Genomic DNA, 26,395 nt, shown 5'->3' with positions numbered 1-26,395 from the left:
CCCCGCGGAGCGGGATATGCAGCGCTGGCGCGCTGCATAGGGAGCGGCTCCGCTGACGCTCCGCCAGATTCCCCCGCTTGCGGGGGAATCGAATTCCGCAAGCGGAATTCTAAATGCGTATCAATTCGCGCAAGCGCGAATTGGAGGAATCCCGCAAGCGAGATTCCTGGGGCTGGCAGCAAAGGGTGGGTGCATCACGCGCGGGTCTGTGTAAGGCTTGGGATTTCCCAGCTACACTCCCAATGGATGTGACACCTCATCAGTCTGACGGGGTGTCGGCCTCACGGTAGCGACGGGTTCCGCTGCGCTCCACCCTGAACCCTCCCCCATCGTCTGACTGTCCCGACGCGTTCACCAACACCCTGTCAGCATATAGGACAACCGGGCCGTTCGGGGATGGCATTGAGTCAGGTGTCACCCTCGGGCGCAGAAGTTGGTGCGCGGTTATGCATCATGAATCATGCCTGTGTAGAGTCTGGGATCAGATGCTACATTCCTACCGCCGCGCACCTTGCGCCTGGGTTCCATTTGCTATTACACGCTGAATTCCACGAAAAGGAGAACATGGAGCATGGCCGTGAAGCTGCGTGATCACCAGGTCGAGGCCGTTGCTGCCATTGTGCGCGGTCTTGATGTTCCGCCGGGTGGAATTCCCTGGAATGGTCTTCGTGGGCAGGTGCACGCCGCGTGTGGCACGGGGAAGACCATCATGGCTGCCGCGTCGGCGAGGCGGCTTGTGCCCAGGGGGCGTGTGCTCGTGCTGGTGCCGACGCTGGATCTGCTGGCGCAGACGGTGAGGGCGTGGCACGAGGCCGGCCACAAAGGGCCGGCGGTGGCGGTGTGTTCGCTCCAGGACGACCCGCAGCTGTGGTCGTTGAAAGTGCGCTCCACGACGAACCCGATCCAGTTGGCGCTGTGGCACGGCTCCGGGCCCGTGACCATCTACGCGACGTACGCCAGCCTGGGTGTCCTGGCGGAGGCGTTCGAGGGTGTCTACGGTCAGAAGCTTGATCCAGTAGACCTCGCGGTGGTTGATGAGGCCCACCGGACAAGTGGCTCGATGGGTAAGGCGTGGGCAGACATCCACGACCAGAGCGTCATCCCGGCCTACCGGCGGTTGTACCTGACGGCGACGCCGCGGATTTGGGAGGAGCGGCTCAACCGGGAGGTTGCCGAGGGGGTGCGGGACCCGCTGCCGCGGGAGATGGCGGCATCCATGGATGACGAAAAGGTCTTCGGGCCCGTTCTCTACAAGCTTTCGCTCGCCTCTGCCGTCTCCCGGGGCCTGTTGGCGCGGTACCAGATCATCGTCCTGGAGCTGAAGGACCCGGTCGTCACCCCGGAGAAGTTGATGGGCGAGGAGCGACACACGGAAGAGGTGCGGGGGCAGCGTCTCGGGGCGCTCCAGGCCGCGCTCCTGCACACGATGAGCCAGCACAACCTGCAGACGTGCATCACGTTTCACCATCGGACGATCGAGGCACAGGCGTACGCGGAGGGCTTGGAGCGGGTTGCGGCGAAGCTGCACGCCGATCAGCCCGAGACGTACCCCGCTCGGATCTGGGCGGACTGGCTGTGCGGCGAGCACGTCCCCGAACGCCGGCGGACGGTTCTTGGTTCGTTCGGGTCCACTGCGCGGCGGGCCGTGCTCTCGAATTGTCGTGTCCTGGGCGAGGGTGTCGATATTCGAAGCGTGGATTCAGTTGCCCTCCTGGACCCGAAGGGCGCGCCGCACGACATCGTCCAGGCCATCGGCCGGGCACTCCGCCAGAAGCCCGGAGAAGGCAAGCTCGCCTCTTTGATCGTGCCGGTCTTTCTCCAGCCCGGAGAGCAGCCCGAGGACATGTTCACATCCGGGTCCTACCGGCCCCTGGTGAAAGTCCTGGAAGGGCTGCGGGCTCACGATGAAGAGGCCGTGGGATTGCTCGCGATTCCCCAGGAGCCACAGAAGGACGTCGCGCAACCGTCCGTGAATATCGGTGTCGCACCAGAAGAGGGTGAGGAAGAATCCCGCTTGCTGCTCCGTTTCGCCGCCCCCAGGGATCCGGTGATGGTCGCGGACTGGGTCTCCTTCAACGTGATCGACACCGAACGCCAGGACTGGGCCCGCGCCTGGGCGAAGCTGAAGACGTACGTCGAGCGGGTCGGGAACGCCCGCGTGCCCTACGGACACCGCGAGGGCGCGACACCACTTGGCCAATGGGTCGCGGAACAACGACGCGCCTACACAGCCGGGCAGATGACCGGCCAGCGCGCCCGACGGCTCGAACAGCTCGGCATGGTCTGGTCCCTGGCCGATGAGCGATTCCAGGAGAACCTCGAGGTCGCCAAGGCGTACTACGCGCAGCACTGGACGCTGTGCGCGCCCCGCTCCGCGAAGATGCTGGACCGGCCGTTGGGGATGTGGCTCGCGAATTTGAGGCGGCCGGGTGCGCTGGATGGCCACCCGGAGTGGAAGACGGGGTTGGAAGCCGTGGACGAGGACTGGAACCCGTCGTGGCCGGCGGAGTGGCAGCGCCACTACGCCGCGCTGCGCGAGCTCGTACGCGACGAAGACGGCCAGGCCGGCGGAGTCGATGTCCTGCCCGGCGTCACCGTCCACGGCATGGACGTCGGGAAATGGCTGGCCAAGCACCGGACGCCGAAGGTCTGGCAGGCTCTGTCGGACGGGCAGCGTGAGCGCTTGGAGCAGCTCGGCATCGTGCCGGTGGCCCCAGAGCCGGAAACACCCGCCAAGGCGCCCACCACGGCCTCTGGGGCCTTCGAGAAGGGCGTCGCGGCCCTGGCGCAGTACAGGGCCCGCGAGGGCTCTGTGAAGGTCCCCAGGGCCCACGAAGAGACCATCGTGGTTGACGGCCAGGAGCACGTAGTGAAGCTCGGAGTGTGGCGCAGCAACATGCGCAGCAGGCGAGACTCGCTGCCCGATGCACGGCGCCAGCTGCTCGCGGACCTCGGTCTGTTCGAGTGAGGGATTGCTCAGTGGCTGGTCGACGCTGTTGCGTGGCGGGGGGGCTGCTGGTCGGGACTTCTGATCGCAGAGTTCTGTCTACGTCCCGCTTGGCTCAGGAAACCGGCTCGGGAACGTCACCCGGCCTGACCGGCACGATCTCGACACGGGTGCAGCCCACGGCTTTGAGTTCGGTGCGGCGACGCTTCGCCGACCGTTTGTTGTACCTGCCGGCCGACGCCTGCGGGACGCCGTCAGGGTCGGTCCACAGCAGACCGTAGTGCTGCATCACGCTCGTCATGGCGATCACACTTCCCCTCCCCGACGACCGTAAGCACGCTGCGCGAAGCCCATCGTCGGCAAACTCACCGCGCCCGCCGAGCTGGAATGGGCGCATCAAGGTTAAGGAGTGGGATAAGTTTGTGGTTAAGGATTGCCTGGAGCAAGGGTGCAGGTCATGCCATCCGAGGAAGAGCTGTTCGCGTCCGTTGACGCTCTGTTGAACGAGGAGCCGCACCTGCCGCCTCCGGCGGAGCGTGCCCGGCTGCGTGAGGCCGCTGGCATCACCCAGGCCCGCCTGGCCAGCGCGTTGAAAACCACGACCCAGTCGGTGAAGAACTGGGAGAACGGCCGCAGCGAGCCGAAGTCGCCGCGCCTGGATGCTTACCAGCGGCTGCTGAACGGGTGGGCGGCGAAGTACCCCGCCCCCGGCGCAGCTCCGGCAGCCTCTGTCGCCGCGACAGCGTCGGCGGCGTCCAGGGAGCCGACCGCGTCCGGAGGGGAGACGGCCCACGCCCCGCAGGCTCCCGCCGTTCCAGCTGCCGAGCCGGCGCGCCCCGCCGCCCCCAGGCCCACCGTGGCATCGCGGCGTTCGGCCCCGAAGAAGGCGGCGCAGCCCGCGGCCGACTCGCGCTTCCCGCACGGCCCGCTCGCGGTCCTGGACGGTGACGGCTGCGCGTACGGCACGGGCGGGATCGTGCTGGACTGCCCCGCGACCACCGTGCCGGAGCTGGTGGAGTGGACGCTGCGTGAGTCCGGCCTCGGAGCGCCGAAGCTCAACCGCCACGGCAAGGACAGCGACCCCCTGATCGTCCTCACCGCCGCGGCCGCCGTGAGGCTCGGACTCCCCGAGCGCCTGGAAGGCCATGAGCAGCGCCGCTCGCTGCGCCTGCCGGAGGACCACCCGGTGGTCAAGCAGGTGGTGAAAGCGAAATGGCGGCTCACCCAGCGCGGGTTCGGCCCGTGGGCAAGGATCTACCGCAAGGCCCAGGGCCGCGAGCGGCAGTGCGTGCAGCTCGCGATCCTGTCCTGGGACGCTCTCGATGAGCGGTCCTGGCCCGGCGTCGCGGACATGGAGCCGGCCGACATCGCCCGCGTCCTCGGCGTCTACGCCACCCGCGTCATCACCCCGCGCGGATCGACAGCCGTATCGGGCCTTGAGCTGATGACGGCGCTGCGGCCACCCACACGCGCCACGCAGGACCCCGCCACCGGCAACTGGGTGCCCGGCCACAACCCCGGCTCCCTCGGCACGGACCCGATGGACCCGGCGCCGCCAGAGGCCACCGCCGAGCACCCGGTCGTGGTGGACTCCGGCTGGATGGGCGGGTTCCTGAACGAGGAGGCGTACCAGTGGGTGCGGCCGGTGGACCTGCTCACCGACGAGGAGTGCACCCTGCCCTTCGCGGTCGGCCTCGACCTGAACACCGCGTTCCTCGCCGCCGCGGCCCGGCTGGTCGTCGGCCTGTCCGCCCCCGACCACTTCCACGCCCCGAAGTTCAACCCGAAGATCCCCGGCTCCTGGCTGGTCGACCTGTCCCACGTCGAGGTGGACCCGCGTCTGCCCTCGCCCTTCACGCCGGACGGAACCCGGCCGACGGGCCCGGCCTGGTACCAGACACACACCGTCGCCTACGCCCAGGAACTCGGCTACAACGTGGAGCCGATCGAGGCGTACCTGCGCCGCGAGACCGGCGCCTACCTCGACCCGTGGCACGACCGATTGAAGAACGCCTACGTCGGCACCCTCGCCGACCTGGGCGTCACCAAGGACCTCACCGACGCGGAGTTCCTCGCGGCGATGGAGCGGCACAAAAACGTCGACCCGGCCATGGCGGCCGTCCTCGCCGCCATCAAGGCCACCGTCAAGGGCGGCATCGGCAAGCTCCGCGAGCGCCCCCAGGGCAAGAAGTACAAGGAGGGCGAGCCGTGGCCGGCCCTCCAACGCCCCACCTGGCGGCCCGACATCCGCGCCGCAGTCATCTCCAAGGCCCGCGTCAACATGCACCGCAAACTGCGCAACATGGCCACGATGACGGGCCTGTACCCGCTCGCCGTACTCTCCGACTGCGTCGTCTACCCCTCACCGGGTGACAGCCCGCTCGACTTCCTGCCCTACGCCGCCTCCGGCAAGCCCCAACCCGGCGCCTTCCGCCTCGGCCCCACGCCGGGCCTGGCGAAGCTGGAGGGCGTCCAGTCGATGCTGTGGGCGGTCGACCTGATGGAACAGGGCTACAACCCCGCCCGCCACATCAAAGGCGGCGACGCCGTCCTCGACGAAGGCGAGTAGACCAGTGCCCGCCCCCGGCCCGACACACAAGACCTGCCTTCACGCCGACCGACACCGGCGGCCAGGACCCCACTGTCGAGAAGGACTGAGCCGTGGCTGAGATCGACGACGCCATCGAACGCGCCGACCAGGAAGCCTTCACCCGCCAGCCGCCCAAGACACTCCAGGCCCGCATCAACTTCCTGATGAAGCAGCTCAAGACGACCAAAGCCGTCGCCCAGGAGATCGGGGTCAGCCAGCGGTCAGTGGAGCGCTACCGCAAAGGCGAACGCAAGCACCCGCCGAAGGCGATCGTGGACCGGATCGACGCCGCCGTACGGGCCCGCTGGCAGCCCCAGGTCCGCAAACGCCGACGCAAGCAAGCCGCCACCACACGCGGGATCACGGTGGAGACAAGGGCCAGGTTCGGCTACACCGCACCCATCGGCACCACCGACGACGGACGCTTTAGGCGGCTCACCGTCCACCTACCCCCGGCCTACGCGCAACGCCTCTTCGACGCCCGTGACGCCGGAGCCAGCGACCGGCAGATGCGCCAGATCATCGCCGAAGGATTCAAAGACATCTACTTCCAAGACGGCGGAAGCCGTGCCATGGGGCTCTCCGACGTCACCCTCAACGACATCGACTACCTCGACTTCGACTACTGACCTTTCAGATCAGAAGCCCCTGCACCCTCACGGTCGCCCTGGATACAGCCCATTCCTTATCCCTGGGGTGCGGCTTCGGTGTGTGGGTGGCCTGGGCCGTTACGTCGTTACTCGCGTCGACCCATCGGGCCAGCAGCCTGAGGGCAGGCGAGGCGCCAGCGCGTCCTGGGCGGTCATGCCGTCCGTGCTGTGGGCCGAGGCGTTGCGGATCACCATCTGTGCTCCGGTGCGAACTGGCGCAACCCGTCGTTCATGGAGCGCACAACGGGCCTGGACGCGGGTGCCCAGAGCTTCGGCAGCCGAAGCGACGGCCTCCCCGGTAATGCTCGTTGAACCACAGACAGCGAGCGGTGCCCCACATCAGAGGATGCAGCAGCTCCATTCATTGTCGGGCTCCAGCAGCGGCTTCGGGGAGGCCATCGAGTGGCGGTCGGTGATCGGATCCGCTGCTGCGTGGCCTCTCGCATGGAGGTAGGAGCCACTTGGACGCTTCGGGTGGGGGGTGTCCAGTGCCAGGTGCCGGGACCCTACGATCGTCCTCCCGCCCGTGCAGTAGCGCTGCGGTGACAGCGGCGGCGCGATCCGCTTGAACAGCCGCCCCAGGAAAGCCCGGTCAGCGACTGCGTCAGCAGTGGTGAGCAGCGCGTTCTGCAGGTGCGCAGTCAAAGCGGCCCACGTGCGGAACGTGCTGTGCGCGCACGACTGGTCGATCCGCGTCAGGTCCGGGGCCGGGACGGTACGCCGCAGCGGGTGGAAGCCAGTCACCGCGGGCGCCACTTCCGCTGCGGCAAGGCGTGGAACCTCTTGCCGCGCGCCGATACGCGATGCAAGCTGCGGGAGCCGTGACAGTGCCCGTTCGCTGTCCGCCCCGCACAGTGCCAGCGTGATCGGCGTGCCGGGGTGAGCCCACAGGCTCTGCAGGTACTCCAGGCACGGCGCGGGCAGGCGCTGCGCCTCATCGATCACCAGCACCCGCGCCTGCGCCTGGCCCAGAGCCCCCGCCACCACGGCGTCGGCCCGCGCCGACGTGTGCGAAGCGGCCAGGCAGCGCCAGAGCTTCGAACACCGCCCGCATCATGCCGGCCACCGGCGGACGACACCGGCACCCACGTCACCTTCCAGCCGGGATGCACGTCACCAAGCGCTATTCGCACGGCGACGGTCTTGTCCCGGGCCGGGTCGCCGAACACACGCACCGCGCACTCCGTCGTCATCCTCTGACCGACTGCCTCGGCCACCGCCCGCACCGACAACGTCCGCTCCAGTTGCGCTCCCGCCGGCAACGCCACACGCACCGGCGCACCGCTCTCTCTCACCGGCAAGTCCCCAGTCGCTTCTGGGACGAGACGCTGCGGCGGTGGCGCAGAGGACTTCGCCGTGCCGCCCTCACACGGCCCGGTCAGGGCGAGGTCAGCCAGTGTCTGCTGCGTTTGCTGCTGATCCCGCTCCCCTGCCGGCCTGGAGGTCCCGCGCACCACCCGGTGCAACGACGCCAGCGAGGGCACCTCTTCCCCGGCCTCCTTCGGGTACCGGTGCACGCCGCCATTTTGCCGCCCGCCTGCGCCAGGCACCTCGCCTGTTCGGACGCCTCCAGCCGGGCACGCGGCCTTGGCTTCATGCGGCCCTCGGTCCGCGCCGTCTCCAGCCAACGCCACATCGTGCGCGCATTCACTCGGCCGGCCTGGGCGCCCGCACGCACATGTGCCGTCGAACGCCGCGGCCGTATGGAGCTCCAGCAGCGGCGCCATCAGCACCGGCCTGGATGCCCTCGGCCCCGCCGTCGTCATCACCCTGCGCCCGGCTCGCTCGCCCCACGCCCTTCCGCCGCGGACAGCGACACCCATCACGGTGCAGCCGCGCACCCCTCAGAAGGATCGGAAGTACCGTTGCCCAAGACAGCGGAGCGGGGTGTACGGCTCCTGGGCGTCCGTCGCGAAAGCGCCCGCCCGGGGCGGCGGACGCTAGGGCATCCGGCAAATGGACCGCCGCGAAGGAGAACACTGCCCCGCACAGCGACGTGGCCATGGCGGCCGGGTGACTGGCCGCCGCTTCCTGACGCCCGCGCCGTCGCTGTCGCTGTGCCGGCAGTGGCCCTGGTGGGGGTCAGGCCCCGGAAACCGCCGTCGGTGTCACGGTCGCCGTGAACGCGCAGGCTTCGTTCTGGACCGCCATGACGCGCACAGGTGCCGTACCAGGGCCGTCGCCGTCGCGGCCGGATTCCTCGCCGGGCGGCCCGACGTGGATCCAGCAGGGCGCGTCGAGTTCCACGTACTGGGCGAATTCGGCCTCCATGGCCGTGGCGATCACCGGCTGCGGCTGGGTCTGGGCATGGGTGGCCTGTCGGGCCGCTTCGAGCAGGAGCATGCCCGGGGCGTGGTCGACGGGGTGGTCGAAGAGCGCCGGGTGGGTGAGGTCGACGCGCAGTTGATGGAGGGTGGGGGAGTTGGTCGGGGACAGCACGACGTCCGTGAACCCGGTCCGGGCGACGGAGGCCGGCGCGGTCGGCGGGGCGAGGGGGATGGCGCGCCGGTAGGCCTCGTCGATGTCGGCGTAGGGGCCGCGCAGCCGTGGGTAGACGGCCGGCGACAGGTCGGCGAAGCGGGTGAACGCGGTGCCCAGCGGGCGGTTGTCGAGGGAGAGGTCGACGTGCATGTCGACGGAGACCAGCCGGCCTGCGCGGCGGGTCACCTTCGGGCAGGTGACCCGCATTTCCACCTCGGCCGGGGCGTGCGACACCGCCAGCGCGGCCGGGTCGATCTCGTACCGGAAGCGGCTCCACACCTGCCGGTGGCCGAAGGGAACGTCGTAGGCGACGTGGCTCAGCAGCGGCACGCACTGGCGGACCGACTCCGCTACGAGCATCGGGTCGTGGAAGCCTCCCGCCGGCGTGTAGAAGGGGTGGGTGAGCGGCCACCGGGCGGTGATGCGGTGGCGGTCCGGTCCGGCGGGGCTCCAGCCGGTCAGCAGGACCTCGGACCGGGCCGATTTGTGGACGTACTCGCGAGGAACCGTGGTGGCGGACGAGGTCTGTGTGGCCGGGTTCGAGGCGGTGATCGACATGCGGAAATCCCCCAAGGAAGTGTGTGCTGTGCACGGCTGTATGCACGTACAGGCGTTCGCTCCTGAAAAGAAAATAAAGAGTGCTCGTTTTGTTTTAGGTTTCCTTGCGGCAAAGAGACCGTCAGTGATGAGTAAAATGCCGAGAGGAAAGTGTGAAGTGTCCGTTCATCACGGGCAAGTGAGAGCTGGCGTTCCGCTGCGACTGGCCCGGGGGCGATCAGACGGGTAACGTAGGGAACGTTCTGTTTCTTTGGGGGTGTTTCCGATGGCTCAGCAGCCGAAGCAAGAGCGTGCCGTCCAGACCCGTGAGTCGCTGCTCCGCGCGGCTGCGGACGTCTTCGACGAGGTGGGTTTCGCCGGCGCAAGCATCAGCCGCATTCTCAAGAGAGCCGGACTGACCGCCGGGGCCCTCTACTTCCACTTCGACTCCAAGGAGGACCTGGCGCGCGCGGTCATGAACGCGCAGCCCCGGTCGATCATCCCCTGGCTGGAGTCCGAGGGACTGCAGCGGCTCGTCGACATCACCATGGTCTGGGCGTATCAGCTGCAGGTGGACCCGCTGCTGCGGGCGGGCGTGCGCCTCACCGGCGAGCAGGGCTCGTTCGGCCTGAAGGACACCACTCCTTACCGGGAGTGGAGCCAGATCATGACCGAGTGCCTCGAAGCGGCCCGTGAGAGGGGCGAGTTGCAGGCCGGCGTCGAACCGGCCGAGCTGGCGGAGTTCGTGGTCGAGGCGTGCACCGGCATGCAGACGTACTCGGCCGTCGCCAGCGAGGCGCGGGCGGACCTCTCCGACCGCGCGGTACGGATGTGGCGGTTGCTGCTGCCCGGGGTCGCCGTCCCGGCCGTCGTCGCCCGCACCGAGGTGAACCCGGCCCGGATCCGGGACCTGCTCCGGGCCGCGAGCAGCGCGGCCGCCGCCGCGAACGGGCAGGGCCGGGAGGGCGTCGAGGAGTCCGCGGGCGGGGAGAGAACAGGCGCGGCCGGCTGACGCCGCGCTTTCAGTACCGCGGCCGAGCCCGCGGTCTCACCGAGGGGGATCACATGAGTCGGGGTCTGGCGCATCTGCGCCTGGGCGCGGTGAACATCGACGGCGTCATGCTCAACGACACCTTCAGTCCGGTCATCCACCACTTCCTGGTGAGCCGCGGCTGCGTGTACACCGCCGAGCTGGAGCGCACGATCTTCTCCCAGCCTCGCGCGGTCGCGGGGCGGCTGCTCGCCGAGGCGCAGGGCGGCTCGATGAGCGGCGAGGAAGCGCTGGAGGCGTACTTCGGGGAACGGGCGCGGTATCTGAAGACCCGTCCGGTCCGGGTGAACGAGGGCGCTGTCGCCCTCGTGGGGCTGCTGCGCGGCCTGGGTTTGCGCACCGTCTGCTACGGCGGTCTGGGCAGGGACCACTTCGACGCCTTCCTCGGCGAGCACGCGGCGCTGTTCGACGGGCCCGGTTACATCTGCACCGACTCCTTCCGGCCGGGCCTGCACGAGATCGCCACCGAGTACTTCGGTGTCGAGCACGACGAGGTTCTGGTCGTCGACGACGTCGCCCGGGTCGCCGAGGAGGCGCGGCTGCTCGGTATGGCGTTCATCGGCCACCCGAGCCGCTTCGAGCACAGCTTCCAGCGGCAGTTGATGCGCGAGGCCGGGGTGCGTCACCTGGTGGACTCGCTGCACGCGATCGACGAGGACCTGCTGCGGACGCTCGACAGCGAGGCGGCGGCCGGTACGGCCTGGGCCGCCTGACGGCCGTCCGGCGCGTTCCACGAGGCACACCGCGAGGTCTGCGCCCGCGCCGGGCGCGGATCTCGCGCGCACGCAACCGACTTCACGACGGCAAGGGGGCACAGTGGGCATGAGCGGTGCAGGGCGGCTGCTGGACGGCAAGGTGGCCATGATCACCGGGGCGTCCAGCGGCATCGGGGCGGCGGCCGCCCGGCTGTTCGCCGAGGAGGGGGCCGCGGTGGTGGTCGTGGCCCGGCGCGAGGACAGGCTGGACGACCTCGTCGCGCAGATCCGCGCAGGCGGGGGGCGGGCCGTCGCGGCGGCCGGTGACGTGCGGGACCCGGCCGCCGCAGAACGGGCCGTGGCGGTCGCCGTCGACACCTTCGGCACCCTGAACGCGGCGTTCAACAACGCCGGTTACGCCACCGCGGGGACGCCGCTGCACGAGATCGACGACGCGACGTACGAGCGCACCGTCGACGTCAATCTGCGCGGCGTGTGGAACTGCCTGCGGCACCAGATACCGGCGATGCTCGCGGGTTCGGGGGGCTCGGTGGTGAACACGTCCAGCGTGGCCGGGATGAAGGCCACCGGCGCCTCGGCCGCCTACGTCGCCGCCAAGCACGCGGTGATCGGACTGACCAGGGCGGCCGCACTGGACTACGGGCAGCGGGGCATCCGCTGCAACGCACTGGTCGTGGGCAGCACCCGCACCGAGATGATGGAGGGCGTGCTGCAGGCGTCCCCGGAGCTCGAGGAGGTCTTCATGGCCGACTCGGTGCAACGGCGGATCTCCGCGCCGGCCGAGGTGGCGCAGGCCGCGGCCTGGCTGTGCAGCGACCTTTCCTCCTTCGTCACCGGCACGGCGATGGCCGTCGACGGCGGTTCGACCGCGGTGTAGCCGCGCCGGCGCCGTGCGCCTGCCGCCCGGGCTCGCGCCCGGCCGGGCGTACGGCGGGCACCGGCGCCCTCGGATCCCGAATGAGTCCCTGCCGCGAGGGATGGCGGTATCCCCTTTCTGTGAAAGAATAGCGAACGATCGCTTTTCTTTCGACGGAAGGCGGGGAAGCCTCCGGCAGGCCACACGGTGCGGCCGGGGCTCGGCCCGAGGGAGGAACGAGGAGATGGTTGTTCAGGAGAGGGCGGTGCGCACACGCAGGGGGCTCGTCCGGGCCGCCGCCCTGGAGATCGACCGCGTCGGCTACGAAGGAGCCCGGCTGTCCCGGATCTGCGCATCGGCATCCGTCTCGATGGGGGCGCTGACCTTTCACTTCCCCTCCAAGGCCGCCCTGGCCGACGCGATCGGGGAGGAGGGCCGGGCGATCGCCCGGGCGCTGGTGAGCCGGGTCATGGAGTCACGCGAGCCCACGCTGCGCGCGGTGGCCGAACTCACTGTCGGGCTCACCGGGCTGCTGGAGGAGAGCGTCGTCGCGCGCTCGACCGCCCGGCTCGCCAGGGAGCGGCCGGAGGAGCCGGACCGATGGACGCAGGTCTGGCTGCCGGGTGTGCAGGACCTGCTGGAACGCGCACGTCAGGACGGCCGGCCACGGCTCACGGACCGCCCCGAGGCGGTGACCGCCCTCGTCAGGTACCTGCTGACGGGTGCCGAGGTGCAGATACGCGGCGCCGGAGCGCCGGCGTCCGGCGCGGGCGCCGGGAGAGTGGCCGACCAGGTGGAGGGGATCTGGCGGCTGGTCCTGGACGGCACGGAGGCCCGGGGCGGCTGACCCGGACCTCGGTCGTTCTGTTTCTGACAAGAAACGAACCGACCTAGAAAACATAGCGAGCGTTCTGTATGGTTTCCTGGTGTGGGGCGGGCAACCACCCGCCCCGCACCGCGTATCGACAGGTACGCGGCAATCAAGCCAGGGGGAGCGTGAGATGCCAGCAGTCGTGAGCGCCGTCGGCCGGCCCGCCGAGGCGGCGGTGGACGTCGCAGTCGTGGGAGCGGGACCCGCCGGGCTGTACGCCGCGTACTACGCCGGGTTCCGCGGCCTGTCGGCGATGGTCCTCGACGCGCTCGACGAGCCCGGCGGCCAGGTGTCCGCTCTCTACCCGGAGAAGCTGCTGTACGACGTGGCCGGCCACCCCGCCGTCAAGGGACGGCAGTTGATCGACAACCTGCTGGAGCAGGCCGCCCCGTTCGATACCCGGTACCTGCTCGGCCGGACGGTGGTCGGCCTCACCCGCCGAGGCGGCGGCTGGACGCTGAGCACCGACGACGGCGGCACAGTGGACGCCGGAGCCGTGGTGATCGCCGCCGGGCTCGGCAGGTTCGTGCCACGCAAGCTGCCCTGCTCGGTGCCGTACGAGGGCAGGGGCGTCGCCTACCACGTCCCGCGACCGGAGGCGCACGCAGGACGGGACGTGGTCGTGGTCGGCGGCGGCGACAGCGCCGTGGACTGGGCGCTGGCCCTGGCCCCGCTGGCCCGCAGCACGACCCTCGTCCACCGGCGGGGCACCTTCCGCGCCCACGAGTACAGCGTGCGGCAGCTGTACGCCTCCGCCGTCCGGGTCGTCACCGACGCCGAGGTGGTCGCCTGCCACGGTGCCCAGCGGCTCGAACAGGTCGTGATCCGGCGGGGCGACGAGGTGTTCACCCAGCCGGCGCAGGCGCTCGTCGCCGCCCTCGGCTTCACCTCCGGCCTCGGCCCCGTCGCCGAGTGGGGAATCGACCTGGAGCACCGCAGGATCCGGGTCGACCGGTCCATGAGCACCAACCTGCCCGGCGTCCACGCGGTCGGCGACGTGTGCGCCTACCCGGGGCGCGTCCCGCTGATCACCGTCGGCTTCGGCGAGGCCGGCACCGCCGTGAACCACGCGGCCGTGACCCTGCGCCCCGGCGAACGGCTCGCGCCCGAGCACTCCTCCGACGCGTTCCCCGGTGCACGCGACCGCGCGGCCGTCCCGTCCGCGTCGGCCGCGTAGCACCGGCGCCTCGGTCACCCGCATCGCATCCCGCGCGCCGGGATGCCCGACCCGCCTCAAGGGGGCTGCACAGCAATGCCGCTCAACAAGCTCACCCTCATGCCCGACAGGGTGGAGATCCTGCTGCCCGACGGCTCCTGCCTCACGGACATCGAGTACGAGAGGCCGGAACAGCTGATCCCGTTCGGCTGCCGCTCAGGGGCGTGCGGCGCCTGCGTCATCGAAGTCCTCGACGGCTCCGCGTCGCTCGGGGAGGCCGATCTTGACGAGAGGGACTTCCTCGAGGACCTCGGCCGGGCCGACGGCAACCACCGGCTCGCCTGCCAGTGCCGCCTCCTGGGCGCCGCGACCGTCCGCGTCGTGCAGCAGTGAGCGCGGCCGGCACGACACCGCCTCGCCCCACCACCTGTCGTGGAGGAACCCCATGCACCAGCACACCATGATCCCCGGCGTCGTGGACGGCACGGTCACGTCCTGCGTCGTCTGCTTCCGGATCGCGATCCGCGAGAGCGGCCTGCGGCACGAGGAGGCCGACCACATCGAAGTCGTCCTCACCCGGCAGGACGCCCGTGCCCTCGTCTCGGCCCCCGAGCGGTCCGCGCCCGTCGCCTGCTCCGTCGGCGTCCGGCTGAACAGCGCGCCCCTGCCCGCCCTCTCCTCCCTCTAGGAGCCCCGATGGCACTGCTCGACCAGCAAGGCATCCTGGCCCCGGCCACCTCCGCCCCACCCGCAGCCGCCCGTGACCCGCGCGAGTCCATGACCGTGCTCCCGGCATTCCTGCAGTTCCCCCTGACGATCCTCACCGGCAAGGCACTGCCCGGCCAGCGGTCCCCGGGCTGGACGCCCACCTTCCACCTGGTGACGGCCACGACGTCGATGGCCGCAGGTGTCCTCCTCAGCACGCTGGCCTACGTCCTCGGCGGGCCGTTCCTGCTGCTGCTCGCGGCCGGCTGGGCGGTGACCCTGCACGGGATGCGCAACCTGCGGATGATGATCTACCACCAGTGCTCGCACCGGAACATGTACCGCCGCCGCGAGCCGGACCGGGCCATAGGCCACGCCGTGTCCAGCCTCCTGATCATCCAGAACTTCCAGCGCTACAGCCGCGAGCACGTCAGCGACCACCACGCGCTCGACCACATGACGCTGAAGGACCCCACGGTCCAGGCGTTCCTGGTCAGCCTGGGCCTGCACCCGGGCATGACCCGCCGCCGGATGTGGCGCCGGCTCCTCGGCAAGCTGCTCTCCCCGCGCTTCCACTTCGCCTTCGCCGTCTCCCGTGTGCGCTCCTTCTGGAGCGAGTCGGCGCGCACCGAGAAAGCGGCGGCCGTCACCCTCTACGGCACGCTCACCCTGGTCACGGCGGCGACCGGCACCTGGCCGGCCCTGCTCGTCGTGTGGTTCGTGCCGCTCGTCCCGCTGTTCCAGGTCAGCAACACCCTGCGGCTGTGCGTCAAGCACACCTTCCCCGAACCCGGCCTTCAGGACCGGCGCAGCCGGGCGTACTTCGCCTCGCTGACCAACGCCATCTTCCTCGGCGACCCGGTCCCCGCCCCCCAACTGCCCGTCCTGCGCCGCGCCCTGGCGTGGACGCGCTGGACCCTGCGGCTGCTGTTCGTGCACGCCCCGTCCCGCTACCTCGTGCTGACCGGCGACACCGTGGTCCACGACTTCCACCACCGCCACCCGCGCGCCGCCGACTGGCCGAACTACGTCTTCGCCCGCCAGGAGGACGCCGAACGCCTCACCCCGGGGCAGCCGCCCTACCACGAGGTCTGGGGCCTGGTGCCCGCGATCAGCCACGTCCTCGACTCACTGGCCGCCGCCGACCCGGGCGAGTTCGACGTCGACCGGCTGAGGTCCGTGAGCAAGCGGGAGCTCTTCGCCGCCTTCGACGACTGACCGCACAACCGCCGGCACCCCACCAACGACCCCGAACCAGGAAGCTCGATGCGAACACTGCCGAACCAGCACTCCGCACCTCCCACGGTCGTCCTCGGCGTGGCGGCCAGCGACAGCCACGCGGTCGCCAACCACCTCATCGCCCACTCCCTGCGCGGCCTCGGCTACCACGTCATCAACCTCGGCACCTGCACGACCGTCGAGGAGTTCGCCGAGGCCTGCGAGCAGTACCCGCACGCCGAGGCCGTGGTCATCGGCAGTCTCAACGGCCACGTCCACGAGGACCTGCGCGGTCTCGACCAGGCCAAGCGGTCGGGCCGGATCACCTGCCCGGTCGTCGTCGGCGGCAACCTCTCCGTGGGCAGCCACAAGGACAGCTCGGCCCACGACCGCCTGTACGCCGCCGGAGTGGACCACATCCTGGCCGACGCCGCCGAACTGCCCCGCCTGCTCGACCGGTTGCGGCTCGACCGCCGCCGTGCCAGGCTCACCGACCTGGCGGCGTCATGAGCGTCACGTCCGTCCCCTCCGCCCGCGCCCGCTCCGCCGGCGCCCCACCGGCCTGCGCCACCTCACTGCCCACGCCGTCCCAGTCCGCCGCGTACATCGCCTCGCTCGGCAAACCCACCGCCGCCGAGATCCTCCAGGACTGCAAGGACCGGGGCCGGGTGGCCCTGCAGCCGCGCTGCGGCGTAGGCGGCCACGAGGAGATGAAGCGGCTTCTGACGACCTTGGAGGAGGAGGCCCGCCCCGACATCCTGACACTGACCATCGACTCCCACACCCGCCTCAAGCGGTTCGGCGAGGCCCGCCGCACCCTGCACCTGCGGCCGGCCGACCTCAACGGCTACCCGCTGGTCGCCCACGGCTGGCAGCGCGGCCGTGAACTGAACGAACTCATCGACGCGCCGCTGGAGATCCGGCACGGATCCCCCGACGCCCGCCTCCTCTTCGACGTCTCCGTCGCCTCCGGCATCACCTCCTTCGAAGGCGGCGGCATCTCCTACAACCTGCCCTACTCCAAGGCCGTGCCGCTGGCCGAGTCCCTGACGGCATGGCAGGACGTGGACCGCGCCTGCGGCGAACTGGCCGAGCACGGGGTGATCGTCGACCGGGAGCTGTTCGGCACCCTGACCGCGGTGCTCGTGCCACCGTCGATCAGCCTCGCCGTCAGCGTGCTGGAGGCGGTACTCGCCACCCGGGCCGGTGTCCGCTGCGTGTCCGTGGCCTATCCGCAGGGCGGGCACCTGGTCCAGGACGTCGCGGCCCTGCGCAGCATTGCGGTCCTCGCCGAGCGCTACCTCCCCGCCGGCGTCCAGGTCCACGCGGTGCTGCACGAGTTCATGGGCGTCTTCCCCCGCAAGCGCGACAACGCCGAGGACCTCATCCTCTACGGGGCGCTGGCGGCCAGGCTCGGCGGGGCCTCCAAGCTGATCACCAAGACGTACCAGGAGGCGTACGGCATCCCCGACACCGCGGCCAACGTGGCCGGTCTGCGGCTGGCCGGCCGGGCCAACTCGCCGCTGCTGGACTTCGTCACCGTCGACGACGGCCAGGTCGCCGAGGAGCAGAAGTGGATCCTCGACGAGGTCGCCGATCTCGTCGAGCCGCTGCTGCAGCGCCCCGACCTGATCGAGGCGGTCGTCGAGGCGTTCGCCGAGGGGCGGCTGGACATACCGTTCAGCGCCAGCCGTTCTGCCCGCTCCGACATCATCCCGCGGCGCGACGCCACCGGCGCCATCCGCTACCGGACCGTCGGCGCCCTGCCGTTCGCCCCGGCCCGGCTGCGCCGCAACGAGGAACTGCTGCACGCCGTGGACGGCCCCGGCGAACCGGGCATCGACACCCTGATGGCGGGCCTCACCGGCGACATCAACTACTTCCGCGGGCTCTTTCACGAGTCCGAGCCGCACACCGGGGCCCCCGCACCCGAGCGGTCCCGCACCGCGACGGCCGCCGCCCCCACCGCACCCGGCGAATCGAGGAACTGATGCGTGCCCTGCAAGTGACCCGACCCGGCCGACCCGACGTCCTCGCCGTCACCGACCTGCCTCACCCCCAGGCCGCCCCCGGCCAGGTCGTGGTCCGCAACGAGGCCGTCGGCCTCAACTTCATCGACGTCTACTTCCGCGACGGCACCTACCCCACGGCCTACCCCTTCGTCCCCGGCCAGGAGGCCGCCGGAGTCGTCACCGCCGTGGGCGACGGCGTCACCGAATTCGCCCCGGGCGACCGGGTCGCGTACGCCACCCAGCTCGGCGCCTACGCCGAGTACACCGCCGTCCCCCAGGCCAAGCTGGTGCCCGTTCCCGACGGCGTCACCCTGCCCGACGCGGCAGCGGTCCTGCTCCAGGGGCTCGCCGCGCTGTACCTCAGCGGTATCACCCATCCCGTGGCGGCCGGCGAAACCGTGGTGGTACTCGCCGCCGCCGGAGGTCTGGGGCAGCTCCTGGTACGGCTGGCCGCACACCGCGGCGCGCAGGTCGTCGCCGTCGCTTCCACCAAGGACAAGCGAGAGGCCGCCCTGGCCGCGGGCGCCCACCACGCCCTGCCGTACGCGGACTTCGCGGCCGGGGCGCGCGAACTCACCGGCGGCGAGGGCGCGCACGCGGTCTACGACTCGGTGGGCGCGGCCACGTTCGAGGAGAGCCTCAGGGCACTGCGCCGCCGGGGCACCCTCGCCGTGTGCGGGCTGTCCAGCGGCCCGGTCCCGCCGGTCGACGTCGAACTGCTGCGCACGGCGGGCTCCCTGTACCTGACCCGGCCCACCCTCGCCGACCACGTCCCGGACGTGACCTCGCTCAGGGCGGCGGCCGCCGAGCTCTTCACGCACCTCGCCGACGGCGTGGTCCGTCCCTGCGTCGGCGAACGGCTGCCGCTGGCCGAGGCGGCGCGGGCCCACACCCTGCTGGAGAGCCGGGCCACCACCGGCAAGGTCCTCCTCACGCCGTGACGCCCCGGCCGGCCCCCGCCCCCGCCCCCAGCCATATCCACAGCCGCCGCGCAAGCGGAGGAAGGACGACATCATGAGCGCCGACGTAGCCGCCGAGGTGACCGCGGTCCCGGCCGGCGGCACCGCACCCCGGGGCATCGGTGCCGTCCCGGCACCGGTGCTGATGCTGGTCGGGATGGTGAGCACCCAACTCGGGGCCGCCTTCGCCAAGCAGCTGTTCGGCACCATGGGACCCGCCGCGATGACCGTGCTGCGGCTCGGCTTCGCCGCGGCGGTACTGCTGCTGTTCTGGCGGCCGTCGCTGCGCCTGGGCCGGCGCACGGCGGGTGCGGTCGCCGTCCTCGGCATCGCCATCGCCGGCATGAATCTGTGCTTCTACCTGGCCATGGCCCGGATGCCCGTCGGGGTCGCGCTGACGGTCGGGATGGCGGGACCGCTCACCGTCGCGGCCCTGTCCTCACGCCGGGCCCGCGACCGGCTGTGGGCGGTGCTCGCCGGGTGCGGCATCGCCCTCCTCGGCTGGCAGGGCGGGGCCGCCGGGATCACCGGGCTCCTCATCGCCCTGGCCTGCGCGGTGTTCTGGGGCGCCTACGTGCCGCTGTCGGCCAGGGTCGGCGCGCTGCTGCCCGGCGGGGGCGGACTGGCGCTCGCGATGGCCTTCGGCACCCTGTGCGCGCTGCCGGCCGGGCTGGCCGAGGGCGGCTCCGCGCTGGCCGACCCGGCGGTGCTCGCCTTCGGCTTCGGCGTGGCGATGCTGTCGTCCCTGGTGCCCTACACCTGCGAGATGGAGACGCTGCGCCGGGTTTCCGCGCTCGTCTTCGGGGTGCTGCTCAGCCTGGAACCGGCGATCGGCGCCCTGGTCGCCCTGCTCGTCCTGCACGAGACCATCTCCCCGCTGCAGACGCTGGGCCTCGCGGCCGTCGTCGTCGCGTCGATCGGCGTCATCCGCGGCACGCGCGGCGCCCCCGTCGAGCGGGACGCCACTTCACGAAACCTACCGGACTCACGAGAGCAAGGACTGCGTCAATGATCGACACGGGCAGGAACGCGGCGCTGGCCGGCCGGCCGGAAGCCTTCGAGCAGCTGAGGTCGCTGGTGGACTGTGCGCTCGGCGCGCTCCACGACGCCTCGCTGAAGCGGGGCGGGCCACTCGCGGCGGGCGGCCCCGAGGCGGCGGCCGCCGCGATGGACCGGTTCCTCGAGGGGGGAGCGTTCCTCGCCGAGAGCCCGAGCCCCCGGCGGGTGACCGAGCTGTTCGAGGCGTACGCCGCCGGGGCGGCCGACCTCGCGCACCCGGCCGCCGTGTCCCGCATGCAATGCGCGCCCACGGCCGCCTCCGTCGCCGCCGAGCTGCTCGCCGCCGCCCTCAACCAGTCCCTGCACTCCTGGGAGAGCGGTCCCTTCGCCCTGCAGCTGGAGCGGCGGCTGATCGCGGAGATGGCGTCGTGGGCCGGCTTCGGCGCCGGGGCGTCGGGCACCCTCACACCGGGCGGCAGCATCTCCAACCTGATGGGTCTGCTGGTCGCCAGGGAGCACGCGCTGCGGGAGAGCGGCGAGGTGTCCCGCTCGGGCCTGACCGGCCTGCGGGTCGGGCCGAGGATCCTGTGCTCGGCGGCCGCTCACTTCTCCGTGGCCCGCGCGGCCGGCTTCCTCGGGCTCGGCCAGGACGCCGTGGTGTCCGTGCCGGTGGACGACCTCGGCCGGATGCGGGTGGACGCAGCGCGCCGCATCCTCGACCGGTTGGGCCCCGACGAGCTCCCACTGGCGCTGGTCGCGACGGCGGGCACGACGGACCGCGGTTGCTTCGACCCGCTGCCCGAGCTGGCGGACCTGGCCGCCGAGCGGGACGTGTGGCTGCACGTCGACGCGGCGTACGGCATCGGGGCACTGTTCTCCCCCACGCTCGCCCCGCTCCTGACCGGGCTGGACCGCGCCGACTCCGTCGCCTTCGACCTGCACAAGTTCGGCTGGACGCCGGCCTCGTCGAGCGTGCTCCTGGTCCGCGACGAGCAGCACCTGCGGTGCCTGGACCAGCAGGCCGTGTACCTCAACCCGGCGGACGACGAGGCGGCCGGGTTCACCGCGCTGCTGGGCACCTCGATGCAGACCACGCGTCGCTCGGACGCCTTCAAGATGGCCGCGTCCCTGCTGACGCTGGGCCGGGAGGGCATGGGCGCCTGGGTGGACCGGTGCCACGCCCTGGCCCGGTACGCTGCTGCCCGCATCACGGCCGGCACGGACCTGGACCTGCTGGCCGAGCCGCTGCTCAGCACGGTGATCTTCCGCTGCCGGCCGCCCGCGCGGGGCGTGGCCGACGAGAACGCCTGGACCGCCGCGGTCCGGCGCACGCTCATGGCGCGGGGACGTGCTCTCGTGGCCCGCACCAAGGTGGCCGGCCCGGACGGTGAACCCCAAGTCCACCTCAAGCTCGTCTTCCTCAACCCGGCGACGACCGAGGCGGAGATCGACGAACTGCTGGCCGACATCGCCGCTGTCGCCCGCGAACTGGCCGAGACCGGCCCCGGCGGGGGCGGCGAGGCAAACACGTACGGCGACTGACCGGCAGGCGGCGCGACCGCGTCGCCGACGCAGAGGCCGTCCGAAGACGGCGAGCCGCCAGGCGGTGTCCGCCCGAACGCGTTCGGGCCGGCAAAACCGCCGAACCGGCCACCGGTCCGCAGGCCGCGGGGGAGGGTTTGCCGGCCGTGAAGGGGCACCGTCCACGGCGCCAGGACAGCCCCCCTCAAGGCCCTCGGTAGCCGGAATTCACAACCGATCACCCGCGTTCGGGCATCGTCTGGGCCCTGCCTGATTCTCCCGGATGCCAGAGCGGCGTCCGTCGAACCGACGGCCGCCGGTAGACGCCGTCCTTGGGGGACGCAGCTGTCCACCGAGGAAGGCCGATTCCATACCCCGGAAAAGAGTCTGCCCCAACCAGGAGAGGGAGCCGTCTGTGCGCGAGCGGAAGCCCCAGAGCGCGGCGAGCGATGCAGGCCAGCGGCCCGAACAGCGGGAGAACGGCCTGGACCCGAGCGTGACCGAGGAGCTCGCCGACAACATGAGACGGGGGTGGGCCGACACCGAGCGGCTCGAACTCGAACCGATCCCGCAGGCCTCGCACACCACCCGCCGCCGCAGCGCACTGTCCGCCCGCTTCCCCGGGGAGCGCCTGGTCATACCCGCCGGCAACCTCAAAGTCCGCGCCAACGACACTTTTTATCCCTTCCGCCCCTCCTCCGAATACGCCTATCTGACCGGTGATCAGACCGAGGACGCCGTGCTGGTCCTGGAGCCGAAGCAGGGCGGCGGCCATCAGGCCACCGCGTACCTGCTGCCCCACTTTGACCGTGAGAACGGCGAGTTCTGGCTGTCCGACCGGGGCGAACTGTGGGAGGGCCGGCGCAACAGCCTCACCGAGAACGAAAGACTCCTCGGCCTGCCCTGCGAGGACGTCGGCCGGCTGGCTGAGGAACTCCGGCAGTCCACCGGCCCGGTCCGTGTGCTGCGCGGTCACGACGCCGGCATCGAGGCCTTACTCGACGACAAGGTGACCGCCGAGCGCGACGAGGAGCTCCGCGTCTTCCTCTGCGAGATGCGCAGGATCAAAGACGACTTCGAGATCGCGGAACTGCGATTCGCCTGCGAAGCCACCGCCCGCGGTTTCGAGGATGCCGTACGCGTCCTCGACAAGGCGCAGGCCACCTCCGAGAGATACATCGAGGGAACTTTCTTTCTCCGTGCCCGTGTCGAGGGCAACTCCGTCGGCTACGCCTCGATCTGCGCCGCCGGCCCGCACTCCACCACCATGCACTGGGTGCGCAACGACGGCCCCGTGCGCGAAGGCGATCTGCTGCTCCTCGACGCAGGGGTGGAGACGCGACACCTCTACACCGCAGACGTGACCCGGACCGTGCCGGTCAGCGGCCGCTTCACCCCGCTGCAGCGTACGATCTACGATGCCGTGTACGCGGCCCAGGAAGCCGGTATCGCGGCGGTCAAGCCCGGGGCGAACTACGGCGACTTCCACCAGGCCGCCCAGCGGGTGCTCGCCGAGCACCTGGTCCTGTGGGGGCTGCTCGGCGACCTGCCGGTGGACAGGGTCCTTGAACTCGGCCTGCACCGCCGCTGGACGATGCACGGAACCGGCCACATGCTCGGCATCGACGTCCACGACTGCGCCGCCGCACGCACTGAGATGTACCGCCACGGCACACTGGAGCCCGGCATGGTGCTCACGGTCGAGCCGGGGCTGTACTTCCAGCCTGACGATGTGACGGTGCCAGAGGAATACCGCGGCATCGGCGTGCGGATCGAGGACGACCTCCTCGTCACCGAGGCCGGCCACGAGAACCTGTCGGCGGGCCTGCCCCGAGCGGCAAAGGACGTCGAGAACTGGATGGCCACTCTGCGCTCCTGACGCCCTGTGGCCGGGATGGCCGATGCAGCGGCGCCTGGCCGTCCGCGGTGGTCTTCTGGCCGTGACGGGTTGCGGAATCGTGCGGGGTACCGGTCCCCGTCGTGGGCCACGGCACCCGCGCTGAGGAGGATCCGGCCGGTCCGTTCGCGGAGGTTGTTGCCTCTTGTTCTTCTGTCCGGTCGCCCTGTGGCAGGCCCGGTCGGGTCGGCTTCGCTGCCCGTCGGCGAAGCCGGCCCGCTTCGTCGTGCCGGTACTGCTGGATTCGGACCTGCCGCAGGTCCCGCACTGACCTCGAGTCCCGCAGGCCAGGCGGGGCATCGTCGTGATGGACGGCGCGCAGGACGTGCAGCCCGTGTTCTCACCCACCCCGCAGCACCCGGGCGGTCAGTGGGCTCTGGCCGCCGACCGGGCGAGGATGTCGCCGTCCGGGCGGACAGGGCTGCTGCGCCGCCGAGTGAGGTGTCCGACGTCTCAACTCACCGGCACGAAGGCTTGTGCCCCCGACTCGCGGTGGGCCTCGGCATCCGTGCCGGCACCGCACACGCCCACGCGGCAGCCGTCATCGCCCGGCTCGCCGGCCGCTCACCCGGGCTCCTGCCGGGCCTGCGCGAGGCCGGCCCCGACTGCATCCTGCCAAGACGGCACCCTCGCGGAACGCGACCGGGCCGGCGACAGCCAGGCCGGCGACAGCCAGGCCGGCGCAGGCCAGGCCGGCGCAGGCCAGGCCGGCGCAGGCACCCGCCCCCCTCCCCCGCCCCCGCCGCCTTGCCCGCCACCGCGTCAGCGTCCTGTTCGCGGTACTTCCGCGACGGCGCCCTTTCCGCGCATCCCGCGCCCCGGAGCGCCACGAAAAGGGTTGGCCGGAGACATATCGGTACCTCCAGCAGGACCGCGCCCGCGCGCGGGCGCGCCCCGGTGCTTGCTGGAGCATCCGGAGAGGGAAAAGAACAGGCCTTCCGGGGCGCTGTTATTCGTGTTTTCTATGCACCCGAAATTGATGTGATCTGGGTCACATCGCTTTTCATTTGTGCGCTGCTACGGTCTTCTCAGCTCGAAAGGGCGACCCGACAAGAAGCAAGAAAAAAACAAAGGAGAATTACCATGGGCTCTCTCAAGATGGACGAGATCGTCGCCACCGTCATCGGCCAGATCTCCGTCGAGGACGTCACCGACGCGGCGGCCGTCTCCGCGAACCTCGAGGAGGACCGCATGGCCTTCGGTCCGGTCACGATGATCGCGCTGGACGCCAAGGCCTGATCGCTCCTTCCGGTGCGGCCCGGACCGGGTCTTTCACGACCCGGCCGGGCCGCACGGGACGGATGTTCCCGGCTTTTTTCGGGGCCCGGGGCGCATCACTCTTCCTTTTGTGCTGCTCCGCGCTTCCCTCCGCCCCTCCTTTCCCTCCTTTTTCCGCTCATGACCACGAGGACAATCTCAATGATTTCCCTGAAAGGTCCGCAGAGTGTTGTTGAGACTGCCTATGTGGTCTCCTCCGCCCACGCCGCCCGCACCGGGCAGAAGGTGCCGGCCGCCGGGAGCGAGTTCGAGGCCCTGCGCGCCGGCTATCAGCTGATGATCGGCGACATGCAGCCGGTGCTGCGCGAGGTCCTGCCGGCCGGCGCCTACCCCGCGGCCGTGACCGCGGGCGCGGCGCACCAGGGGCTGCGCGACGCCTTCCTGCACGGCATCGCCAACGAGGAGTCGGTCGACTACGACATCTTCCGCGCCCAGCAGGTCTTCGCCGACGACGAGCTGGCCGCCAAGCGCCGGCGGATCACCGAGGCCCTCGACGCGCTCGGCGAGACCTGGCCGGAGTTCCGTGCCCTGTACGAGCTGCTCGTGCCGGTGCTGTTGTACGCGCCGGACGGCGGACTGGCCGGCGGCACCTCCAGTACGGTCCTGGGCGTTCTGTGGCTGGCCCCCAAGGAACACTGGAACACCGTCGACGCGCAGGAGTTCCTGCTGCACGAATTCGTGCACCACACGCTGTTCCTGGAGGAGCGTCGTTTCGGTTTCTACCGGAACATGACCATGCTCATGGAGGACCAGTACCTGACCCGGTCGGCCATCCGCAAGGACCGCCGCCCCCTCGACAAGGTCCTGCACAGCATCGTGGTCGGCGCGGAAGTCCTGCTGGCCCGCCAGGAGGGCCGTATCCCGGGATCCGAGCACACCCCGCTCAGTCTGCACCCGGGCAGCCGGGAACTGCGCGACGGCGTCGCGGCCAGCCTCGACGAGGTGTTCGAACTTCCCCTGGAGAAGCTGCTGCAGCCGCGGCCGATCGAAATCCTCGAACTGACCCGGAAGAGGCTGGCGGAAATCCCGTCGTCGTGAGGAACGCCCGCAACGAGACGTGCTCCGGAAAGGAAGCCTGATGTACTACCTCGAGGGAAGCCAGGAAATCCTGCGCAACTGCGCCGTGCTCAGCCACCCGTACCTCGACGGGGGCCCCGTGACCCAGCAGGCGCTGCGCGGCGCCTATCTGCGGCTGCTCAAGGATCTGGCTCCCGCCGGCGCCTACGCCCGCTACCTGGAGGAGCGGCTGCACGGGGACGCCGCGGACGGGCCGCCCGTCACCCTGTACACGGACCGGCAGCAGGAGACCGACGCGCTCGCGGAGGTCTTCGGGCTTGGTGTCGATCCGCGGCCGGCCGACGCCACCGCTTCCCGCCGGCTGGAGCAGTGCCGTGAGGGCGCCGCGTTTCTCGCCGAGCGGGACGGCGAACTCGCCGCGCTCGTCTCGCTGCTGACCCACACGGTCTTCACCCTGCCCGCGTCGTGGACGGGCTCGATGTCCGAGCGCAACGCGATCGGCGCCACCCTGGTCATCCCGGACGAGCACTGGCACGTCAACGACGTCGCCGAGGCGTTCCTGCACGAGTTCACGCACACCGCACTCTTCCTCGACGAGCGTGCCAAGGGCCACTTCCAGGCCGGCGCGGACCAGGTCCTGCTGCGTTCGGCCATCCGCAAGGACGAGCGCACGCTGCCCGCCGTGGTGCACAGCCTGCTGGTCGCCACGGAGGTGCTGACCTGGCGTCACCGCCACGGCCTCGACGAGGACACCGGCTTCCGGCTGCACGGCTCCACCCGCTCCATGCTGGAGCGGGCCACCGAGTCCTACGACGCGCTCACCTCGCTGCCCGCCTGGCGCGAGGACATCGTCAAGGACCGCATGTTCCAGCTCGTCGAGTCCGCCGGAAAGCATCTCTCGGCCCTCTGAGGACCCCACACGCCCTCCACACCC

Annotated in this window: 23 protein-coding genes; 20 read left to right on the top strand and 3 right to left on the bottom strand. The window is 70.8% G+C overall.

The features are described 5' to 3' along the window. The first annotated feature begins 571 nt into the window (after positions 1-571). Positions 572-2,968, top strand: coding sequence for a helicase associated domain-containing protein (locus ACZ43N_RS38115; protein WP_468103851.1), 2,397 nt, complete (start codon positions 572-574; stop codon positions 2,966-2,968). Positions 2,969-3,062: 94 nt separating this feature from the next. Here ACZ43N_RS38115 and ACZ43N_RS38110 read toward each other — a convergent pair whose 3' ends face one another. Beyond that, a complete protein-coding gene (locus tag ACZ43N_RS38110) occupies positions 3,063-3,248 on the bottom strand; it encodes a hypothetical protein (protein WP_361123558.1) in 186 nt (61 codons plus the stop codon). A gap of 156 nt (positions 3,249-3,404) precedes the next feature. Here ACZ43N_RS38110 and tap point away from each other — a divergent pair, with 156 nt between their 5' ends. Then, positions 3,405-5,516 carry a telomere-associated protein Tap gene (gene tap, locus ACZ43N_RS38105; protein WP_468103849.1) on the top strand — a complete coding sequence of 704 codons (2,112 nt, stop codon included), beginning with the start codon at positions 3,405-3,407 and terminating at the stop codon, positions 5,514-5,516. 92 nt (positions 5,517-5,608) lie between these two features. Next, a complete protein-coding gene (gene tpg / locus ACZ43N_RS38100; protein WP_468103847.1) occupies positions 5,609-6,166 on the top strand; it encodes a telomere-protecting terminal protein Tpg in 558 nt (185 codons plus the stop codon). Positions 6,167-6,526: 360 nt separating this feature from the next. Here the strand turns inward: tpg and ACZ43N_RS38095 are convergent, their stop codons facing one another. Then, positions 6,527-7,138 carry a TniB family NTP-binding protein gene (locus ACZ43N_RS38095; RefSeq protein WP_468103845.1) on the bottom strand — a complete coding sequence of 204 codons (612 nt, stop codon included), beginning with the start codon at positions 7,136-7,138 and terminating at the stop codon, positions 6,527-6,529. Between the two features lie 1,131 nt (positions 7,139-8,269). Then, entirely contained in the window at positions 8,270-9,226 is a 957-nt protein-coding gene (locus ACZ43N_RS38090) for a ScbA/BarX family gamma-butyrolactone biosynthesis protein (protein WP_468103843.1), read from the bottom strand. A 265-nt stretch (positions 9,227-9,491) separates the two neighbouring features. Here ACZ43N_RS38090 and ACZ43N_RS38085 point away from each other — a divergent pair, with 265 nt between their 5' ends. The 17 genes from ACZ43N_RS38085 to ACZ43N_RS38005 all read left to right on the top strand — a co-directional run bounded on the left by ACZ43N_RS38085 (position 9,492) and on the right by ACZ43N_RS38005 (position 26,371). Next, the gene (locus tag ACZ43N_RS38085) at positions 9,492-10,217 is read left to right on the top strand and encodes a ScbR family autoregulator-binding transcription factor (protein WP_468103841.1); all 726 of its coding nucleotides are present in this window, start codon (positions 9,492-9,494) and stop codon (positions 10,215-10,217) included. Between the two features lie 53 nt (positions 10,218-10,270). Beyond that, positions 10,271-10,969 carry an HAD family phosphatase gene (locus tag ACZ43N_RS38080; RefSeq protein WP_468103839.1) on the top strand — a complete coding sequence of 233 codons (699 nt, stop codon included), beginning with the start codon at positions 10,271-10,273 and terminating at the stop codon, positions 10,967-10,969. A gap of 109 nt (positions 10,970-11,078) precedes the next feature. After that, positions 11,079-11,849, top strand: a complete 771-nt coding sequence (locus ACZ43N_RS38075) for an SDR family NAD(P)-dependent oxidoreductase (protein WP_468103837.1) — start codon at positions 11,079-11,081, stop codon at positions 11,847-11,849. Between the two features lie 244 nt (positions 11,850-12,093). Further along, positions 12,094-12,675 carry a TetR family transcriptional regulator gene (locus tag ACZ43N_RS38070; RefSeq protein WP_468103835.1) on the top strand — a complete coding sequence of 194 codons (582 nt, stop codon included), beginning with the start codon at positions 12,094-12,096 and terminating at the stop codon, positions 12,673-12,675. 154 nt (positions 12,676-12,829) lie between these two features. Next, positions 12,830-13,876 (top strand): NAD(P)/FAD-dependent oxidoreductase, encoded by a 1,047-nt coding sequence (locus ACZ43N_RS38065; RefSeq protein WP_468103833.1) that lies wholly within the window; start codon positions 12,830-12,832, stop codon positions 13,874-13,876. Between the two features lie 75 nt (positions 13,877-13,951). Further along, entirely contained in the window at positions 13,952-14,248 is a 297-nt protein-coding gene (locus tag ACZ43N_RS38060) for a 2Fe-2S iron-sulfur cluster-binding protein (RefSeq protein ID WP_468103832.1), read from the top strand. A gap of 52 nt (positions 14,249-14,300) precedes the next feature. Next, the gene (locus tag ACZ43N_RS38055) at positions 14,301-14,543 is read left to right on the top strand and encodes a hypothetical protein (protein ID WP_468103830.1); all 243 of its coding nucleotides are present in this window, start codon (positions 14,301-14,303) and stop codon (positions 14,541-14,543) included. 8 nt (positions 14,544-14,551) lie between these two features. After that, positions 14,552-15,778 carry a fatty acid desaturase gene (locus ACZ43N_RS38050; protein ID WP_468103828.1) on the top strand — a complete coding sequence of 409 codons (1,227 nt, stop codon included), beginning with the start codon at positions 14,552-14,554 and terminating at the stop codon, positions 15,776-15,778. Positions 15,779-15,826: 48 nt separating this feature from the next. Next, entirely contained in the window at positions 15,827-16,288 is a 462-nt protein-coding gene (locus ACZ43N_RS38045) for a cobalamin-dependent protein (RefSeq protein WP_468103826.1), read from the top strand. Beyond that, complete coding sequence (locus tag ACZ43N_RS38040) at positions 16,285-17,769, top strand: methylaspartate mutase (RefSeq protein ID WP_468103825.1); 1,485 nt, start codon at positions 16,285-16,287, stop codon at positions 17,767-17,769. Before ACZ43N_RS38045 ends, ACZ43N_RS38040 begins: the two co-directional genes overlap by 4 nt. Further along, positions 17,769-18,731, top strand: coding sequence for a quinone oxidoreductase family protein (locus tag ACZ43N_RS38035; protein WP_468103823.1), 963 nt, complete (start codon positions 17,769-17,771; stop codon positions 18,729-18,731). Before ACZ43N_RS38040 ends, ACZ43N_RS38035 begins: the two co-directional genes overlap by 1 nt. A gap of 73 nt (positions 18,732-18,804) precedes the next feature. Next, on the top strand, positions 18,805-19,761 hold the full coding sequence (locus ACZ43N_RS38030) for an EamA family transporter (protein ID WP_468103821.1): 957 nt from the start codon (positions 18,805-18,807) through the stop codon (positions 19,759-19,761). Then, positions 19,758-21,290, top strand: a complete 1,533-nt coding sequence (locus ACZ43N_RS38025) for a pyridoxal phosphate-dependent decarboxylase family protein (protein WP_468103819.1) — start codon at positions 19,758-19,760, stop codon at positions 21,288-21,290. The genes ACZ43N_RS38030 and ACZ43N_RS38025 overlap by 4 nt, the downstream gene beginning before the upstream one ends. Before the next feature lie 394 nt (positions 21,291-21,684). Further along, entirely contained in the window at positions 21,685-23,148 is a 1,464-nt protein-coding gene (locus tag ACZ43N_RS38020; RefSeq protein ID WP_468103818.1) for an aminopeptidase P family protein, read from the top strand. A 1,101-nt stretch (positions 23,149-24,249) separates the two neighbouring features. Beyond that, on the top strand, positions 24,250-24,405 hold the full coding sequence (locus ACZ43N_RS38015; protein WP_468103816.1) for a hypothetical protein: 156 nt from the start codon (positions 24,250-24,252) through the stop codon (positions 24,403-24,405). 180 nt (positions 24,406-24,585) lie between these two features. After that, positions 24,586-25,482 carry an aKG-HExxH-type peptide beta-hydroxylase gene (locus tag ACZ43N_RS38010; protein ID WP_468103814.1) on the top strand — a complete coding sequence of 299 codons (897 nt, stop codon included), beginning with the start codon at positions 24,586-24,588 and terminating at the stop codon, positions 25,480-25,482. Between the two features lie 40 nt (positions 25,483-25,522). Beyond that, positions 25,523-26,371, top strand: coding sequence for an aKG-HExxH-type peptide beta-hydroxylase (locus tag ACZ43N_RS38005; protein ID WP_468103812.1), 849 nt, complete (start codon positions 25,523-25,525; stop codon positions 26,369-26,371). The last annotated feature ends 24 nt before the right edge of the window (positions 26,372-26,395 follow it).

The organism is Streptomyces sp. NPDC030814, from assembly GCF_055572155.1.
This window is presented reverse-complemented; position numbering and strand designations above follow the sequence as displayed.